The following is a 17,885-nucleotide window of genomic DNA, read 5'->3' as shown; positions in this document are numbered from 1 at the left end:
GCTGGAGCTCGCCGTGACCGACACCACCGACCCCGCCACCGTTCCCACCGCCGGGACCGATGCCGCCCTGCTCGGGCAGCGCATCCGGCACTTCCGCACCCGCCGCGGGCTGACCCTCGGGCAGCTCGCCGAGCGCGTGGGTGTCTCGGGCAGCCAGCTCTCTCTGATCGAGACCGGACGCCGGGAGCCGCGGCTCTCGCTGATGCAGGCGCTCGCCACCGCGCTCGGCGTCGAGCTCGCCGCGCTGCTCTCGGACGAGCCGCCGAGCGAGCGCGCCGCCCTCGAGATCGAGCTGGCGCGGGTGCAGAAGGGGTCGCTCTACCGCTCGCTCGGGCTGCCGGAGTTCAAGGTCAACAAGGGCCTGACCACTCCCGTCCTCGAGGCGTTCCTCGGCGTCTACCGCGAGCTGGCGCGCCGCAAGAGCGAGGCCAGCGCGACACCGGAGGAGGCTCGGCGCGCCAATACCGCCCAGCGGCTGCAGCTGCGCGAGCGCAACGCGTACCTGCCCGAGATCGAGGCGGTCGCCGGCGAGATGCTCCGCACGGTCGGACACCGCGGAGGCGCGCTGACCCACAGCTCGGTCTCGAAGATGGCGCGGCACCTCGGCTTCGAGATCATCCACGTCGGCGATCTGCCGCACTCGGCCCGCTCGGTGATCGACCTCGCGAACGGACGGATCTACCTGCCGCCCGCCTCGATCCCCGGTGGCCACGGGCTCCGGGCGCTCGCGCTGCAGGCGATGGCGCACCGGCTGCTCGGCCACGAGCGCCCGGTCACCTACGCCGACTTCCTCCGGCAGCGGCTCGAGATCAACTACTTCGCAGCGGCCTGCCTGATGCCGCTGGAGCCCGCCGTGGCGTTCCTGGAGGAGGCGAAGCGCGATCGGGACATCTCCGTCGAGGACTTCCGCGACGGCTTCGGCGTCACGCATGAGGCGGCGGCGCTGCGCTTCACCAACCTGCTGACCTCGCACCTCGACATCCGGATGCACTTCCTCCGCGTGCTCGGCGACGGCTCGATCCAGAAGGCCTACGAGAACGACGGCCTGCCGCTGCCGACCGACGTGACCGGTGCGGTGGAGGGGCAGACCGTCTGCCGCTACTGGTCGGCGCGCTCCGCCTTCAGCCGCACCAACCGGACGACGGAGTACTACCAGTACGTGGACACGCCGGCCGGCACCTTCTGGTCGGCCTCGCAGACCGGCACCACCGCCACGGAGGAGTTCTCGATCACGGTCGGCGTCCCCTTCGCCGAGGCGCGCTTCTTCCGCGGCCGCGACACCGACCGCCGCGAGCAGTCGCGCTGCCCCGACGAGTCCTGCTGCCGCCGCGCCCCCGCCGAGCTCGCCCAGCGCTGGGACGGCAACGCCTGGCCGAGCGCCCGCCTGCATGCGCACGTCCTCGCCCCGCTGCCCTCCGGCACCTTCCCCGGCATCGACGACGCCGAGGTCTACGCCTTCCTCGACACCCACGCCCGCGAGTCCTGACCCTCCTCCCCAGCCCTGCCGCCCTCCGCGAGATGCCACTTATGAGGTGATTCCTCGGCGTGTCGTGCTTATAAGTGGCATCTCGCGGGAGGGGGCTGTGGAGAACGCGCGCGGGGGAGCGCGGGGTGCGGCAGGGTCCTCGCATGCAGGACGACACAGAGACCCGGATCGTGAACGCGTCGACGAGCGAGCTCGCGCGCCATCGGCTGGTGGCGGAGTACCCGGTCGGCGTCTTCCGGGGTGCTCGTGCCGCGATCGAGCCGGTGACATACGGCGAGAGGATCGCGGCGTTCGCCGCGGTGATGCGGCCGGGCGAGTTCTTCTCGCATGTCACCGCCGCTCATCTCCTCCAGCTGCCTGATCGGCGGGCGACGGAGACCACTCCGCTGCACGTCGCGGTCGCCCCGCCGATGCGAGCCGCGCGTCGGGTCGGCGTGAAGTCGCACCATCTCTGGGACGAGGCGGTGACCGTCGTCGACGCGGGCCATCCGGTGACGGATCCCGCCTCGACCTTCTGCCATCTCGCCGACTCGCGATCGCTCGACGAGCTGGTCGTCCTCGGCGATGCTCTCGTGCGGCCCGACGAGGAGCTCGGTCGCCGCGGCCTCCGCGTCGATCTCGAGATCCTCGCGGCGAGGGCGGCACGGTATCGCGGGCGGGGCGGCCGGCGCGCTCGGGAGGCGGTCGGGCTCGTCCGGGTCGGCTCCGAGTCGCCGAAGGAGACGCTCCTCCGGCTGCTGCTGATCCGCGCGGGGCTGCCCGAGCCGGAGCTCAACGTCGAGCTGTACGACGCGGACGGTGTCTTCGTCGCGCGGGTGGATCTGCTCTATCGAAATCAGTGGGTCGTCGTCGAATACGACGGCGATCAGCACCGGACGGACACGCGGCAGTACGAGCGGGACATCGCGCGCAGCGAGGCGATTCAGGCGCTCGGCTACCGCCACATCCGCGTGCGTCTCTCCGGCCTCGTCGACCACCCCGAGGCGACGGCCGCCCGCGTCCGTCGCGCTCTCGGCCTCTGACCTCCAGCGCGGCATGCCACTTATGACGAGATTCTGCGGCGTGTCGTGCTCATAAGTGGCATCTCGCGGGAGGGGGAGGGGTGGGGAGCCAGGGGTCAGCCGGAGATCAGGGCGCGGGCCGTGCCCTCGTCGAGGATGAGGTCGGTGAGGAGGCCGGCGGCGAGGGCGCCGCGCAGGCCCGGGAGCTTCGAGGCGCCCGAGACGACGCAGATGCGGCGGGAGGCGCGGCGCACGGTGGAGAGGTCCGGGCCGCTTGCACGTTCGTTCATGGGGATGTCGTCCCAGGTGCCGTCGGCCCGGTAGAACACGGTGGCGACGTCGCCGACCACGCCGGACGCACTGAGCGAGGTGAAGTCGCTCGGCTCCAGGTAGCCGCCGATGTAGACCTTCGAGGGCACCGCCGCGAACGGCGAGCCGAGGCCGAAGAGCGCGACGTCCATCCGCTGCTGCAGCTCCAGCACCCGCTTGGTCGAGCGCTCGCGCCAGACCGCCTTCTTGGTCATCGGGTCGTCGAAGAACGCCGGCACCGGGAACTGCTGCACCTTCGCGGCGTACGCGTCGCCGAAGCGCCGCAGGATCTCGCTGGAGTAGTTGATGCCGGTGGTCTCGGTGTTGCCCGCGCCGTTGAGCTGCACGATCTGGGTGTTGTGCGTCTCCTTGGCGATCAGGTGCCGGCTCATCGCGCTCATCGTCGAGCCCCAGGCGATGCCGACGATCATGTTCGAGTCGATGAACGGCCCGAGGATCCGCGCGGCCGACAGCGCGACGCGCTCGAGCCGGTCGATCTCGCTGGTGTGGTCCGGCACCGGGACGATGTGCGCCGTGATGTCGAAGTGCGCGCGCACCTCCGCCGACAGGGCGCTCGCCCGGTCGAGGGGGGAGCGGATCTGGATGTCGACCAGTCCCGTCGCCCGGGCGTGCGAGAGCAGCCGCGACACCGAGGAGCGCGAGGTGTGCAGCTCGTGCGCGATGGCGTCCATCGTCAGGTCCTGCATGTAGTACAGCTGCGCGGCCCGGAGCGCGTCGCGCGTCTTGTCCGGGTGGGTCGCGTGCGTCGTCTCGTCCAGCTCGACGACCGGTCGGACAGGGGTCATTGCCACTCCTTGCACGTATTTCCACCCGTCTTGACCGGATGTGTTGTCGGGTCAAGGATGGCTGTATTCCCTCGCGATATCAACCGTCCATCTGGGGCGGCCACACTCGCACGAGGCATTCGACGCAACACCTACGACACGAAGGCGAGTACGAAGTGGCACAGTCTGTCGGAACTCCCGGAAGCTCCTCTCTCCGCGAGAGCGTCTCCGCACTGCGGGACACCCCCCGCGCGACCGTCCTCGTGATCGGCGGTGGCATCAACGGCATCGGGACGTTCCGCGAGCTCGCGCTCAACGGCGTCGACGTCGCCCTCGTCGAGCGCGGCGACTACGTCTCGGGTGCGTCCAGCGCCTCGAGCCACATGATCCACGGCGGCATCCGCTACCTCGAGAACGGCGAGTTCCGCCTCGTCAACGAGGGCGTGCACGAGCGCAACGGCCTGCTCAAGATCGCTCCGCATTACGTGAAGCCGCTGCAGACCACGATCCCGATCTACTCGACGTTCTCGGGCATCCTGGCCGCGCCGCTGCGCTTCCTCACGCACAAGTCGGGCAAGCCCCAGGAGCGCGGCGCGCTGCTGATCAAGGTCGGCCTGACCCTGTACGACTTCTTCTCCCGCGACGGCGGCGTCGTCCCGCGCCACCAGTTCCACGGCCGCAAGCGCTCGCTGAACGAGCTGCCCAAGCTCGACCCGAAGATCAAGTACACCGCCACCTACTTCGACGCCTCCGTGCACGAACCCGAGCGCCTGGCGCTCGACGTGCTGCGCGACGCGCTCGTCGGCGGCACGAAGGCCCGCGCGGCCAACTACGTCGAGGCCGTCGGCACCGCCGAGGGCGGCGTGCTGCTGCGCGACCGCGAGAGCGGCGAGGAGTTCGCCTTCCAGGCGGACGTCGTCGTCAACGTCTCCGGACCGTGGACCGACTTCACCAACACGGCGCTCGGCACGACCACGAAGTTCATGGGCGGCACCAAGGGCTCGCACATCGTCCTCGACAACCCCGAGCTGGTCGAGGCCTGCGAAGGCCGCGAGATGTTCTTCGAGCACAGCGACGGCCGCATCGTGCTGATCTACCCGCTCAAGGGCCGGGTCATGGTCGGCACCACCGACATCGAGGCCGACCCCAACGAGCCGGCCGTCTGCACCGAGGAGGAGATCGACTACTTCTTCGACCTGGTGAACCACGTGTTCCCCTCCATCCCGGTCACCCGCGAGCAGATCGTCTTCAAGTTCTCCGGCATCCGCCCGCTGCCCCGTCACGACGACGAGACCCCCGGCTTCGTCTCCCGCGACTACCGCATCGAGCCCTCCACCCTCCCCGGCGGGAAGACCCCCGTGCTGAGCCTGGTCGGCGGCAAGTGGACGACGTTCCGCGCCCTGTCCGAGCACCTCTCGAACGAGGTCTTCAAGCGGATCGGCGTCACCCGCCGCGTCTCCACCGTGAAGACCGCGATCGGCGGCGGCAAGGGCTTCCCGCGCACGGACGCCTCGCGCGCCCAGTGGATCAGCCAGCACCGCTCCGGCCTGTCCTCGGCCCGCACCGGCCAGCTGCTCGAGCGCTACGGCACCCGGGCGGAGGAGGTCATCGAGGCCCTGGCCGACGGTCACGACGAGGCGCTCGACTTCGACAAGGACTTCACCACCGGTGAGATCCGCTACCTCGCCCAGCGCGAGAGCGTCGTGCACCTGATCGACCTGGTCATGCGCCGCACCAACCACGCCTTCACCGGCGGCCTGAGCCGCGAGCTGCTCGAGGAGCTCGCCCAGCACACCGGCGAGGTCCTCGGCTGGGACGAGGCGGAGCGCGCCCAGGAGGTCGACGCGACGATCGAGCACCTGAAGAAGTACAACGGCGTCGATGTCGGCGGCACCTCGGTGCAGGCGCCGACGGCGGTCGCGGCCTCCTAGCGGGGCGACTGGCGCGGATCGACGGGAGTCCCGGTTCGAGGAGTGATCTCGAGCCGGGACTTCCGTCGTCACAACGCACAAACGTGCACGCGGCGTTCCTTGTCCCCGGTACGGGGCGCCGATAACTTCACACTCGTCGGGCATCGATGCCCGGCGCGGACGCGCTCGCGCGTTCCGACCGATGAAAAGGAAATGGTCAACGTGGACAATCTCGGAGTGGTGTTCCTCGCGGAAGTCGTGGGAACAGCGATGCTCGTGCTCCTCGGCTGCGGCGTGGTCGCCAACGTCGCGCTCGTGAAGAGCAAGGGCCTCAACGGCGGAACTCTGATGGTCAACATCGGCTGGGGCTTCGCCGTCTTCGCCGGTGTGATCGTCTCCTACAACTCGGGTGCGCACCTCAACCCGGCCGTCACGCTCGGCCTCGTGGCCAGCGGAGCGACGGAGTTCGGCTCGGGCGTCCCGGTCAACATCGTCTCGATCCTGATGTACATCCTCGCCCAGATGATCGGTGCGATCCTCGGCGCCGTCTTCTGCTGGCTCGCCTACAAGCAGCACTTCGACCAGGAGCCCGACCCGGCCAACAAGCTCGGCGTCTTCTCCACGGGTCCTGCGATCCGCAGCTACGGCTGGAACTTCGTCACCGAGGTCATCGGCACCTTCGTCCTCGTCTTCGTCGTCATCGGCTTCGGCGGCGGACGCCAGGGCGACGGCGGACTCGCGGCACTGGGCGCCCTGCCCGTCGCCATCCTGGTGATCGCGATCGGCGCCTCCCTCGGCGGCCCGACCGGCTACGCCATCAACCCGGCCCGTGACCTCGGCCCCCGCATCGCCCACGCGCTGCTGCCGATCAAGGGCAAGGGCTCGAGCGACTGGAGCTACGCCTGGGTGCCCGTCGCGGGCCCGATCGTCGGCGGTGTGCTCGCCGGCCTGCTGTCGACCGCGCTGCTGCCGATCCTCTGAGCGTCGACCCTCCGAACTCTGCGACTCACGAGTCGCACTCCACTTCACCCCGTTACGAAGGAGTAATCATTCATGGCTGACTACGTCATCGCTATCGACCAGGGGACCACGTCGTCCCGCGCGATCATCTTCGACAAGAAGGGCTCGATCGTCTCGACCGGGCAGAAGGAGCACGAGCAGATCTTCCCGCGCGCGGGCTGGGTCGAGCACGACCCGATCGAGATCTGGAACAACGTCCGCGAGGTCATCGGCCAGGCGCTCTCCCGCGCCGACCTGACCCGCCACGACATCGCCTCCGTCGGCATCACCAACCAGCGCGAGACCGCGGTGGTCTGGGACAAGACCACCGGCAAGCCCGTCTACAACGCCATCGTCTGGCAGGACACCCGCACGCAGTCGATCGTCGACCGGCTCGCCGGCGACGAGGGCGCGGACCGCTTCAAGTCGATCGTCGGGCTCCCGCTCGCGACCTACTTCTCCGGCACCAAGATCGTCTGGATCCTCGAGAACGTCGAGGGCGCCCGCGAGAAGGCGGAGGCCGGCGACCTGATCTTCGGCACCACCGACACCTGGGTTCTCTGGAACCTCACCGGCGGAGTCGACGGCGGCGTGCACAAGACCGACGTCACCAACGCCTCGCGCACCCTCTTCCTCGACCTCGAGACGCTCGAGTGGCGCGACGACATCCTCGAGGCCTTCGGCGTGCCGAAGTCGATGCTCCCCGAGGTGTGCTCGTCCTCCGAGGTCTACGGGCAGGTCGAGTCCTCCTCGCTGCTGCGCGAGGTCCCGATCGCCGGCATCCTGGGCGACCAGCAGGCCGCGACCTTCGGCCAGGCGGCGTTCGATCCGGGCGAGGCGAAGAACACCTACGGCACCGGCAACTTCCTGATCTTCAACACCGGCACCGAGATCGTGCACTCCAAGAACGGGCTGCTCACGACGATCGGCTACAAGCTCGGCGACGGCGAGGTGCACTACGCGCTCGAGGGCTCGATCGCGGTCTCCGGCTCGCTGATCCAGTGGCTGCGCGACAACCTGGGCCTCATCGGCTCGGCCCCCGAGGTCGAGGCGCTGGCCGCGACGGTCGAGGACAACGGCGGCGCGTACTTCGTGCCCGCGTTCTCCGGCCTCTTCGCGCCGTACTGGCGAGCGGACGCGCGCGGTGCGCTCGTCGGCCTCACCCGCTACGTCAACAAGGGCCACATCGCCCGCGCCGCTCTCGAGGCGACGGCGTTCCAGACCCGCGAGGTCCTGGACGCGGTCAACGCCGACTCCGGCGTCCCGCTGCAGGAGCTCAAGGTCGACGGCGGCATGATCGCCAACAACCTGCTGATGCAGTTCCAGGCCGACATCCTCGGCGTCCCGGTCGTCCGGCCGGTCGTCGCCGAGACCACCGCGCTCGGCGCCGCGTACGCCGCGGGCCTCGCCGTCGGCTTCTGGGAGAACCTGGACGACCTGCGCCAGAACTGGCAGGAGGACTCGCGCTGGACCCCGCAGATGGACCAGGACGAGGCCGCCCGCCAGTACCGCCTCTGGAAGAAGGCCGTCACGAAGACCTTCGACTGGGTCGACGAGGACGTGCAGTAGGCACTGCACCACTGAACGACGAGGGCCCGCGCACGCAGAGTGCGCGGGCCCTCGTGCGTGGATCCACGGGGAAGAGACGCCCGCAGACATGCTGGTCGAGTAGCGCGCAGCGCGTGTCGAGACCCGCCCCCGGCGGAGCTCCGTCAGAGCAGCGGGCGGCGACGCCCCGTCGCGACCGCGACGAGCGCGAGTGCCAGCAGCCAGGCCGGGCCCGCCAGCACGGCCGCGACCGTGGGCGGCGCGGACGCCGACAGCGCAGCGAGGGGCGTGACGTCCTCGAGGGCGGTGCCACTCGTGAAGGTCGCGACGCTGAGTGGCGCCAGGGCCGCGAAGAGCACGAAGAGCGGTGCTCGGACGATCGTGCCGACCAGCGCGCCCCAGATCGCACCTCCGATCCCGGTCATGGGAACGAGGGTCACGACGCCGAGGTCCGGAGTGACCCTTCCCGCCGAGACGACGGCGACGCCGGCGACTCCGATCACGACCGCCGCCGTCGCGAGCACCGCACCGGCACCGGCCGCCACCAGGAATCGTGCCGCGAGCGCCGGCCGGAGCCCCGACGAGAGCACGTCGCGTGCGAGGATCCCCTTCTCGAAGGCGCTCGCCGTCCGCAGTGCTCCGAAGGCCGCCGCCCCGACGACGCCGCCCTGCAGCAGCGCCGCCGAGATCGAGTGCTCGAGCGAGGCCGCTTCTCCGGGCGGGAGCGCGCCGAGATCGACCTGCGTCACGGCGAGGAGGAGGGGGAGCACGGGCAGCAGTCCGAAGACCAGTCCCCAGAGCGGTGTCCGGCTCGCGACCACGCGTCGGAACTCCGCGGCGACGGCGCGGGTGAGCGGCCCCTCCGCGGCCGCGTCCGTCACCGCGCCCGCCGCTGCTCGAGGATCCGTGCGCCGCCGACCGCCAGGAGCGCCCAGGCGGCCAGGACGGCCAGCGCTAGTGGCGCGGGAAGCATCCCGTCGACCGGCGCCCCGGTCGCTCCCGCGACGGCTCCGATCGGGATCAGTCGCCCGACGTCACGGGCGACGGTGAGCAGCGGCGCGGCGAGGGCGGCGGGGAGGACCAGGACGATCGGGATGCAGGCGTAGTAGTTCCGCACCGCGTAGCCGATGCCGACGCCCAGCACGCCGCTCAGGGCACAGGAGAGGACGACGCCGACCGAGGCGGACAGCAGAGTGATGTCCGGCGTCAGGCGGCGGCCGGCCGTCGCCAGGACCACCGCGGTGATCGGCCACCAGCCCACGACCGCCACCACCCCGAAGACCGCGCCCGAGACCGCGCCGGCCAGCGCCTTCGCCGACAGGATCGCGTCCCGGCTGCCGAGCAGCAGCGTCCGGTCGAGCGAGTGGTAGTACGTCTCCCGGGTGTAGGCGTAGGACCCGTAGAAGCACGCGCCCAGGGCGGCGCAGGCCGCGAAGCCGAAGACGAAGCGGCTCGCCGGAGCGTCGTCGAGGCCGGTGAGCCGATCCGTCGTACCGGGCATGTTCAGGGCGAAGACGGGGATCAGGATCGCGTACGCGAGGAGGACCGGGAACGACGAGCCGCTGCGGGAGCGCAGGATCTCGGCCCGCGCGAGCGCGCCGGCCCCGCTCATCGGCCGGCCTCGCCGTCGACGAGGTCGAAGTAGCCGTCCTCGAGACTCCGCCCGCCCGAGCGGGTGAGGTCCTCGAGCGGGCCGTGGAAGAGCATCCGGCGCCGCAGGACGACCACCTCGTCGACGGTGTGCTCGAGCTCGGCGAGCTGGTGGCTGGAGACGAGGACCGTCCGTCCGCGCTCGGCCTCGGCGCGGATCAGGCGCCGCAGCCACCGGATCCCCTCGGGGTCGAGCCCGTTCGCCGGTTCGTCGAGGACGAGGATCTCCGGATCTCCGGCGAGGGCGGTGGCCAGGCCGAGGCGCTGGCGCATCCCGGTCGAGTAGCCGCGGACCGGCCGACGCGCCGCCTCGGTGAGGCCGACCGTCTCCAGCAGCTCGTCGACGCGGGAGAGCGGCGCGCCGACCGCGCGGCCGACGATCGCGAGGTGCCGACGGCCGGTGATGCCGTTCTCGAAGCCGAGGCCGTCGAGGTGCACGCCGACGACCCGCGCTGGCGCGCGCAGCTCCGCGAACCGGTGGCCGCCGATCCGCGCCTCACCGGAGTCGGGGCGCAGCAGTCCGACCAGCCCGCGGAGCGCCGTGCTCTTGCCGGCGCCGTTCGGGCCGAGGAGCCCGACGACCGTTCCCTGCCGCACGGAGAAGCTGAGGTCGTCCACGACGCGGCGGCCGCGGAAGGTCTTGGTGAAGTGCTGGAAGTCGAGCGCAGAGCTCATGGGCGGACCTTTCGAGGGAGGGGGTCATCGTCGTCGAGCGGTCGTCCCGCCGGCGCCGAGCGGTCGCGCGGTCAGGTCGTCGAGGAGCCGGTGCACGGGAGTGACCAGCGTCGGGTAGTCGCCGGAGACCGACCGCGCGAGCACCTTCGCGGCGGCGAAGGCGAGGGCGGGCAGTGCGGCGTCCGAGTGCAGCCGCTCGCCGAGCACCTCGACGAGGGAGCGCCGGGCGTCCGGGGCGGCGAGGGCGTGCACGTAGAGGGTCGCGACGTCGAGGTGCTCGGGTCCGCGCCCCCAGGCCTCCCAGTCGGCGAGGCCGAGCGGTGCGACGAGCAGGTTGCCGGGGTGCAGGTCGCCGTGCGCCGTCGTCCAGCACGGGGTGCCGCGCGGGAACCGGTCGCCGAAGAAGCTGTGCAGCAGCCGGTCCACCGTGGCGGGGACGGTCGACTCCCGCTGCGTCGGGACGGCGGCGAGCGCGTCGAGGATCCCGCCCAGCTCGACCCAGACCGCCGGATCGACGTCGGTCTCCGGCGCGAGCTCCGCCGTCGGGGACAGGGCACGACCGGGCAGGCGGGTCATCAGCTCGGCGCGGAGCCGGAACCCCTCGACGGAGGGCGGGTCCCACTCCTCGACGGCGAGCACGACCGGCTTGGGCAGGGCGGGGAGCACGGCGCTGGCCGCGGTGCCGGTCCACCACGTCCCCTGGGCGAGCGCGGAGGGGGAGCCGACGAGACGGAGCCAGAGCGGCTCACCCCGGCGCCGGACGGGACCGGAGAGCGTCCGGCCGCGCCAGCCGGGGACCGTGTCGCCGTCCGACTCGACGGTGAGCACGCGGAGGGCGTGCTCGAAGGCGCTCTCGAGCGCGTTCCCGCCGGTCACCGGCCGACCCACAGGCGGCGGAGCGCGTCCCCGGCGACGAGGTCGAGCACCGCGCCACCGATCGTGCCGCCGCCGAGGGAGACCGAGGCGCCGCCCACCGGGGGAGTGCTCGCGGAGTCGGGCAGGGCGAGGGGATAGCCGACGGCGGGCACGTCGTCGAGCCCGGTGAGGGGCGCGAGCGCGGCGATCGGGGCGAGCAGCGGCTCCGCGGGGCCGCTGACGACGGCCGTCGACCGCGGGGACCGCACCGCGATCCCGTTGCTGGTCAGCCGCACCGGGGTGCCCGGCACGACCCTCGGGTCGGCCGAAGTCCGCACGAGGAAGGCCTCGCCGTTGCGGACGACGTAGCCGCCCTCGATGCGCTCCTCGAGGGGGAGGGCTGCGACGCCGGCGAGAGCGGCGGCGAGGACGGCGGACGCGACGGCGACCCGGAGCGCTCCGACTCGCGCTTCTCTCGCGGCTCGCGCGAACCGGACGAGGGAGACGACGAGTGCGCCGAGGAGCGCTGCGGCGAACACGAGCGCGATGACCGCACCCGGCTCGGTGAGGATCAGGACAGGGACGCTGCGGACGTAGGCCCAGCCGATCAGGAGCAGTGCGAAGCCGCGGCAGCCGACCCCGAACAGGACGAGCCAGGGGGAGGCGCGTGGCGCGGTTCCGCCCAGCAGGCGCAGGACGGCGTCGCCGACGGCTCCGATCGCGGCTCTGCGCAGGAACGGCCGGTCGAGGACCGCGACCAGGGCGAGATAGCCGTCGAGGTGAACGAGCGGAACGAGATTGGTCACCGCGCTGAGTGCGGCCGCGACGACGAAGCACGCGAGGGCGGACCGCCCCGTCGGCGACCAGAGCAGCGCCGTGGCGGCGCCCGCCACGAGGACGAGGTGCACCGCCGGGCCGGCCAGCGCGACCGCCGCGCGGGAGCGCCGGTCGCCCAGACGCCAGCCGTCTGTGACGTCGCAGAAGAAGGCGGGGGCGAGGTAGAAGATCATCACCCCGGCGCGCCGTGGCCGTCCACCGAAGGCTGCGAGGGAGACCGCGTGACCGGCCTCATGGACCGCTCCCGCGAGCAGGAACGCGACCGAGACCGCGAGGAGCGAGGGCAGGGGCAGTGGCTCGCTGAGGACGGCGGCGATCTCCGCCGAGTGCGCGATCGCGCTCGCGGTACCCAGGAGCAGCACCGCGACGACGGCGGTGACCGCGAGCAGCCGGACCGGTCGGCGGCGCAGGAGCCGCGCGAGCACGAGCGCCGGCCGCGTCGCGTCGAGCAGGGTCAGCTGGAGACTCGCCGGCGGCCGGAACTGCAGCCGATGCGACCGGGGCTCGCGGCGCTCGGAGCCGGCGAGGAGCCCGGCCGTCGCGAACTCGCGGAGCAGGGCGGCCGTCTCCTCGTCCGTCAGGGAGGTGCTCCCGGTGCCCTCCGTCTCGTCCGTCTCGTGCGCGCTCGGGCGCAGCCCGGCGGCGAAGGTCGCCACCGCGGGACCGACCCGTGCGCGCGGGACGCCCCGCACCGAGAGGATCCACGGAGCGCCGGGCGCGATCGGTTCGTCGATCGTCACGGTGTCCGCCAGCCGGGGCGCGGGATCGCTCATGCCCGGACCAGCTGCAGCAGCGTCGAGTCCTCGGTCTCCACCAGCGCGGTCCGCGCGACGAGCCGCAGTCCCGCGCGCTCGGCCTCCACCGCGACCTGGTCGGCGTCGACGACGTTCACCCGCGAGCGGAAGAAGCGTGCCGCCGCACGCCCCTCGGGATCGAGACCGAGCTGCACGACCTCGACGTCCCGGTGGAGACCGTCGGGGGTGACGGCGGACGTCACGACGGCCGCTCCCGGTCCGCCGGACGGCCCGGGCACGGCGCGGATGCGCGAGCTGCGGCTTCCGGCGACGTAGGCGTGGTCGGGGCTCGACGCGGTGATCAGGAGGACGCCGTCCGCTCCGAGGTGCTCGCGGGCGGCTCGGAGGAAGGCGTGCCGGCCGGCTCGGTCCAGGAGCGCGATGGACGTGGCGCCGAGGACGACGGCGCCGAAGCGCTCCGGCAGGTGGAAGCAGGTCATGTCGCCGACCAGCGCCCGGGAGCCGTCGGCGATCCTGGTGGCGGGCAGTGCCGCGATCCGCGTCCGGAGGATGTCGATCATCGTCGGCGAGAGATCGAGGCCGACGACGGGGCGGCCGAGGCCCAGGAGGGGCACGGTGAGGCGTCCGCCGCCGCAGGCCAGCTCGAGGATCGGCCCCTCGGTCCGGCGGACCGCCGCCAGCAGGGGGCTGATCTCGCTGCGGTCCTCCGCGGTGAAGTGCTCGTAGACGACGGAGCCGTCCGGGCCGTAGAGGTCCTCCGGCGCCGCGGGGACGGGGGAGAGGGCGCCGAGGAGGGCGGCGCTCGCCGTGGTGAGCGGCGGCGGGTCCGAGGGGTGCTGCATGGTCGCTCCAGGTCTGAGAGGGGGCGGTCCCGGACGCTCGAGCGTCCGGGACCGCGGGAGGTGCACGGTCGGCTAGGTCGCGAGCAGCACGATGCTGCCGAGCGCGATCACGATCCTCAGACCGGCGTCGGCGGTCCGCCAGCCGTCGGCCGGAGCGACCGCGGGTTCGATCTCCTGGAAGAGAACGGGGTTCTCCATTTCTCACCTCCTCGGTGATGAAGTCCTCGGTGAAGAGGTGCTCTCCTCGAGAGCTAGGTCAGGACGATCGCGCCGAGCCCGAGGCCGACAGCGATCCCGAGCTTCGTGGCGATGTACCAGTCGGAATCGGGTGCGGCCATCGACTCGATCTCCTCGAATCGCAGGGGGGTGGGTGGTTGCATGCGTCGTCTCCTCGTGTCGTCGTCTGGAATCCGGGTGTCATCGGTCGGTCCCGGTCAGGTGAGGAGACCGACGAAGACGCCCGCGACGAGGAGCCCCGTCGTGAAGCCGGAGGCCGCCGACTCCCAGTCGGGAGCGACCGCCTGCTCCAGCTCATGGAATTCGAGCTCGTTCGTGGTGTTCATGTGTTCACCTCCCTCGTTCGGTCGTAGGGCCCGCGCCGGCGGGAAGGCCGCGCGCAGGAGTCGGAGGGCGTCGTCGAGCGCCAGGCCGGGCAGCGCCGAGCTGTCCCAGCGGGCGACGATCGCGAGTGCCGCGTCGCGGAGGGCGCGGTCGGCGACGGCCGGAGCGGTGATCCCCCACCGCTCGGACCACTGGGCGCTGCCGACGACGGGGTCCGGGTCGAGCCCGAGGGGAGCGGCGAACCACTGCCAGACGGCCCGTCGTCGCGCGCGACGCTCCGGGGAGTCGCGACTCCACAGGACGGGCAGCAGCGGCATCGTCGCCGGCACCTTCCGCAGGCCCGCGCGACTGCTCACCTCGTTCGCGAGGTACCAGTGCGTCGCCGCGAAGGGATCCGCGGTCGCCGAGCGCAGCGCGCCGTGACTGTCGGCGCTCGCCGCAGCGAGCGTCGCGCGGTCGGCGCGGCGGACGAGTCCGGCGCTCTCGGCGACGCGGCCGCCGGCCTCGCCCAGCGCCCCCAGCAGTCGCCTCGACCGGTCGTCGGCGGAGTGGTCGGCGGGCGACCCGGACCGCGAGCCGATCAGTCGCAGGGCCGCCTCCGCCGCTCCCTCGAGCACGGAGGAGCGGGTCAGCATCGCCGTGAGGTCGGCGTCGAGCACGGCGGCGTCGGCCCGGAGCGCTTCGCCGACCACGACGGAGCGGAGGCCGCCGATCTCGCGGCAGGCCGCGACGCTCGTCTCGCTGCCGGGCCCGATCGTCGTGGGCACCAGGACGAGACGAGGGACCTCCGTCGACGCGGGGAGGTCCGGGGCGAGAAGGCCGCCGTGCCTGCTCAGCAGTCCGTCGAGGCGCGATCGGAGGGCGCGGTCGGCGGCGAACAGGCGCGCCAGCGCCGCCACGTCGTGCAGCCTGCCGCCGCCGATGCCGACGAGGCGGTCGGGACGGACGGCACGGAGGGCGCGGTCGACGGTGTCGAGCAGCCGACCCTGCTCGGACGCGACGTCGAGGACGACCACCGGTCCGTGCAGTCGCTCGGGCTCGACGGCTCCGCACCGGACGAGCGCGCTGTCGAGCACGAAGAGGGTCCGCCGGGAGCCGGTGGTCGCCGCATCCGACGCCAGACCGGACCGCAGATCGGTGCTGCGGACGCTCATGCGTCGAGCGCCGCACTGATGATGCGCGGGATGTCCGCGAGGTCGTGGTCGCTGGACACCGCCGCAGGGAGGAACTGGATCCCGCCCGGCGCGGGATGCACGACCGCCCCGCGCCGCCGGATGTCCTCCACCAGGCCGAGGACCTCCTCGGCGCTGGTCACCCCCTCGATCCGCAGGGCCCGGAAGGACCCGGCGCCGGAGGATCCGAGCACCCGCGGATGTGCGGACAGCGCGGTGACGGCGCGGTCGAGGCCGGTACTCACGCGCGGGAAGCCGTCGGCTCCGAGGAGTTCGGGAAGCAGTGCGAGGCTCTGCAGGACGGCGGCGCAGACCGCGGGTGTCCCCGCCTGGGTCTCCGCGTGGACCAACGGGGCGTCGGCGGCATCGATCTCGGCGAGGAGCCGCTCGCCGACGACCACGGCGGCCGCCGCGAGCGTGCCGTTCGTCAGGGCCTTCGAGAGGACCACCGCGTCGGGCGCGAACGGCCAGCGCGAGGAGGCGAGGAACGGGCCGGTGCGGCCGAAGCCGGTCGCCACCTCGTCCGCGACGACGGGGACGCCGTCCTGGGACGCGCGCTCGAGCACCGCGAGGAGTGCGTCCGAGAGCGGGAGAGCGCCGGAGCCGAGGACGGGCTCCACGACGATGCCGCAGATGCGCCGTCCCTCACGGCGGAGCAGCGACTCCAGGGCGTCCGGATCGTCGTGCGCCACGTGCCGGACCCCCGAGCGGTCGACGCCGTAGAGGTCCTGGCCCAGCTCGTCGCCGCTCAGGGCGTGGGCGCCGTAGGTGAGCCCGTGGTAGCTGCCGGACAGGCCGACGACCAGCCGGCGCTCCAGCCGCCCGAGGAGCGCGGCCCGCTGGCGGAGCAGCTTCATGACCGCGTCGTTCGCGCTGCCGCCCGAGGTGGTGAGGAGGACGCGCCGGAAGGAGGCGTGCGGGAGCGCGTCGCCGACGACCGCGAGCAGTGCCGCAGCCGCCCGCTCCGCCCAGGGGTGACTCCGCCGGAAGAGGGACAGGTAGGAGGCCTCTGTCAGAGCCTCGGCGATGGCGGCGGTGAACTCCGGCCGGCCGCAGCCGAACGGCACGTTCCACAGCCCGCTGGTGAGGTCGATCGCCTCGACGCCGTCGGCGAAGCGGATGCGTGTCCCCGTCGCGCTCACTGCCGCGACGGTCCTGGCCGCCGCCGTCGGCGAGACCAGGGGCACGAGGACCGGCGAGGCCGTCACGCTCCTCTCCGGAGGTGGACGCCCTCGTGCTCGAACCGCTCGACGAGCCGCGCGACGAAGGCCTCGTCGGCCGGCGTTCGCACCCCGTCGTCCGGGCCCTCGCTCAGCAGCCGCTCGACGACGATCGCGGTGGCAGGAGCGAGGGCGAACCGCCGCAGGGTCCGGGGCTCCACCAGGACGCGCTCGTCGCCCCGGTGCAGGAGGATCAGATCGGAGCGCGTGAGCGTCGCCACCTCCCCGTCCGGTCGGAGGGACGTTCCGAGCCCGACCACCGACCACGCCGGGCCGGTGTCGTCGGCGGCGGCGAAGGCGAGGCCGGCGCGGTACAGCGCCAGCCAGGGGCGGCGCGCGATGTCGTCGGCGACATCGCCGCCCAGCGCGGCGAGCCGGTCGAGCGGACGGTACGACCTGTCGAGGGCGGCCGCGAGGCCGTCGGGGTCTCGGGCGTCGCCGAGGACCAGCCCGTCCGGACCGAGCGTCGCGACCCCGTCCCGGTCGACATCGACGGCGGCGACGGGTCCGGCAGCGGGGTCGTCCGTCAGCGGCAGACCGCTCACGGCGACCGCGGCTCCCAGGAGCTGCGGGATCAGCCGACCGGAGGCGCGGGCGGCGTCGGCGTCCTCCCGATAGGCTTGCCAGCCGTTCGCATCGCGGAGCCGTGCGGTCGTCGCACCGGTGACCGGAAGGAACGCGATCGAGGCGTAGTCCTCCGTCTGGACCCGCAGCTCGCCGAACCAGGCGACGTCTCCCGGCTCGTCGAGTCCACCGCGGTAGTTGAGGACGGCCGCGCCGTCGCAGGTCGGGGCCTCGCGGGTCGCATCGTCGTCGGTCACGCTCTCGGCCGGGAGGAGCAGGACGTCCTCCGGCCCGAGCAGCGGCTCCATCGCTCCTCGCCACCGCCGGTCGGCGAGGCGCACGACCCGTCGAGCGTCGACCCGGTCGCCGGTCACCCACTGGAGGACGGCCCGGGCGACTCCGCCTCGATCCACCGCGGTCGCTCGCGTGCCGTTGTCGGCATCGGCGGAACGGGACGGAGTCGAGAGCGCCGTTCGCGAGCGGCGGTCGCCGCGATCGGGGGAGCGCGTCGCGTCTCCGTCGGAGCGGATCGGTCTTGTGTCGTAAGCCATACGCGGATGGTAACCGACCGAAGCTCACGTCTGTCAAGCGCGACTCGCCGACCGAATCGACGATCGCTGCTGTGCGCCACTGGCGGGGCTCGGCACGCGCCTCCGGCCCCTCCTGCCGGCGTCGGTGCTAGACATACCGGTATGAACAACGCAGCAGCAAGCAAG

General features: G+C 72.5%; 17 protein-coding genes. 5 read left to right on the top strand and 12 right to left on the bottom strand.

The features are described from left to right. Positions 1-13: 13 nt before the first annotated feature. Both EDF43_RS05465 and EDF43_RS05460 read left to right on the top strand, forming a co-directional pair. Positions 14-1,486 carry a helix-turn-helix transcriptional regulator gene (locus EDF43_RS05465; RefSeq protein WP_132435897.1) on the top strand — a complete coding sequence of 491 codons (1,473 nt, stop codon included), beginning with the start codon at positions 14-16 and terminating at the stop codon, positions 1,484-1,486. 143 nt (positions 1,487-1,629) lie between these two features. After that, entirely contained in the window at positions 1,630-2,508 is an 879-nt protein-coding gene (locus EDF43_RS05460) for a DUF559 domain-containing protein (RefSeq protein ID WP_132435896.1), read from the top strand. A gap of 95 nt (positions 2,509-2,603) precedes the next feature. Here EDF43_RS05460 and EDF43_RS05455 read toward each other — a convergent pair whose 3' ends face one another. Then, positions 2,604-3,602, bottom strand: a complete 999-nt coding sequence (locus EDF43_RS05455) for a sugar-binding domain-containing protein (protein WP_123445261.1) — start codon at positions 3,600-3,602, stop codon at positions 2,604-2,606. A gap of 155 nt (positions 3,603-3,757) precedes the next feature. Here EDF43_RS05455 and EDF43_RS05450 point away from each other — a divergent pair, with 155 nt between their 5' ends. The 3 genes from EDF43_RS05450 to glpK all read left to right on the top strand — a co-directional run bounded on the left by EDF43_RS05450 (position 3,758) and on the right by glpK (position 8,059). After that, positions 3,758-5,512 carry a glycerol-3-phosphate dehydrogenase/oxidase gene (locus EDF43_RS05450; RefSeq protein ID WP_243582883.1) on the top strand — a complete coding sequence of 585 codons (1,755 nt, stop codon included), beginning with the start codon at positions 3,758-3,760 and terminating at the stop codon, positions 5,510-5,512. 192 nt (positions 5,513-5,704) lie between these two features. Further along, positions 5,705-6,472, top strand: a complete 768-nt coding sequence (locus EDF43_RS05445; protein ID WP_123735181.1) for an MIP/aquaporin family protein — start codon at positions 5,705-5,707, stop codon at positions 6,470-6,472. Between the two features lie 72 nt (positions 6,473-6,544). After that, complete coding sequence (gene glpK / locus EDF43_RS05440; RefSeq protein WP_123445264.1) at positions 6,545-8,059, top strand: glycerol kinase GlpK; 1,515 nt, start codon at positions 6,545-6,547, stop codon at positions 8,057-8,059. Positions 8,060-8,202: 143 nt separating this feature from the next. On the opposite strand, the gene EDF43_RS05435 is transcribed toward glpK, so the two are convergent. The 11 genes from EDF43_RS05435 to EDF43_RS05395 all read right to left on the bottom strand — a co-directional run bounded on the left by EDF43_RS05435 (position 8,203) and on the right by EDF43_RS05395 (position 17,720). Continuing rightward, a complete protein-coding gene (locus tag EDF43_RS05435; RefSeq protein WP_132435894.1) occupies positions 8,203-8,919 on the bottom strand; it encodes a hypothetical protein in 717 nt (238 codons plus the stop codon). Further along, positions 8,916-9,650, bottom strand: coding sequence for a hypothetical protein (locus EDF43_RS05430; RefSeq protein ID WP_132435893.1), 735 nt, complete (start codon positions 9,648-9,650; stop codon positions 8,916-8,918). The genes EDF43_RS05435 and EDF43_RS05430 overlap by 4 nt, the downstream gene beginning before the upstream one ends. After that, complete coding sequence (locus tag EDF43_RS05425) at positions 9,647-10,363, bottom strand: ATP-binding cassette domain-containing protein (RefSeq protein ID WP_132435892.1); 717 nt, start codon at positions 10,361-10,363, stop codon at positions 9,647-9,649. The genes EDF43_RS05430 and EDF43_RS05425 overlap by 4 nt, the downstream gene beginning before the upstream one ends. Positions 10,364-10,387: 24 nt before the next feature. Further along, a complete protein-coding gene (locus EDF43_RS05420; protein ID WP_132435891.1) occupies positions 10,388-11,239 on the bottom strand; it encodes a phosphotransferase in 852 nt (283 codons plus the stop codon). Then, the gene (mpaP, locus tag EDF43_RS05415) at positions 11,236-12,828 is read right to left on the bottom strand and encodes a daptide biosynthesis intramembrane metalloprotease (RefSeq protein ID WP_132435890.1); all 1,593 of its coding nucleotides are present in this window, start codon (positions 12,826-12,828) and stop codon (positions 11,236-11,238) included. The genes EDF43_RS05420 and mpaP overlap by 4 nt, the downstream gene beginning before the upstream one ends. Next, a complete protein-coding gene (mpaM, locus tag EDF43_RS05410; protein WP_132435889.1) occupies positions 12,825-13,652 on the bottom strand; it encodes a daptide-type RiPP biosynthesis methyltransferase in 828 nt (275 codons plus the stop codon). The genes mpaP and mpaM overlap by 4 nt, the downstream gene beginning before the upstream one ends. Positions 13,653-13,724: 72 nt before the next feature. After that, a complete protein-coding gene (locus EDF43_RS22490; RefSeq protein WP_260311822.1) occupies positions 13,725-13,850 on the bottom strand; it encodes a hypothetical protein in 126 nt (41 codons plus the stop codon). A 53-nt stretch (positions 13,851-13,903) separates the two neighbouring features. After that, on the bottom strand, positions 13,904-14,032 hold the full coding sequence (locus EDF43_RS22485) for a daptide-type RiPP (protein ID WP_260311824.1): 129 nt from the start codon (positions 14,030-14,032) through the stop codon (positions 13,904-13,906). A gap of 54 nt (positions 14,033-14,086) precedes the next feature. Further along, positions 14,087-15,367: an iron-containing alcohol dehydrogenase gene (locus tag EDF43_RS05405; RefSeq protein ID WP_132435888.1), complete on the bottom strand. Its 1,281-nt coding sequence runs from the start codon at positions 15,365-15,367 to the stop codon at positions 14,087-14,089. Next, the gene (mpaD, locus tag EDF43_RS05400; RefSeq protein ID WP_207901632.1) at positions 15,364-16,593 is read right to left on the bottom strand and encodes a daptide-type RiPP biosynthesis aminotransferase; all 1,230 of its coding nucleotides are present in this window, start codon (positions 16,591-16,593) and stop codon (positions 15,364-15,366) included. The genes EDF43_RS05405 and mpaD overlap by 4 nt, the downstream gene beginning before the upstream one ends. Then, positions 16,590-17,720, bottom strand: a complete 1,131-nt coding sequence (locus EDF43_RS05395; protein WP_132435887.1) for a hypothetical protein — start codon at positions 17,718-17,720, stop codon at positions 16,590-16,592. The genes mpaD and EDF43_RS05395 overlap by 4 nt, the downstream gene beginning before the upstream one ends. Positions 17,721-17,885 lie beyond the last annotated feature (165 nt).

Origin of the sequence: Rathayibacter sp. PhB179, from assembly GCF_004345345.1 — a bacterium.
Taxonomy (GTDB): Bacteria; Actinomycetota; Actinomycetes; order Actinomycetales; family Microbacteriaceae; genus Rathayibacter; species Rathayibacter festucae.
The sequence above is the reverse complement of the archived record's forward strand: the minus strand, read 5'-3'. Positions and strand labels throughout refer to the sequence as shown.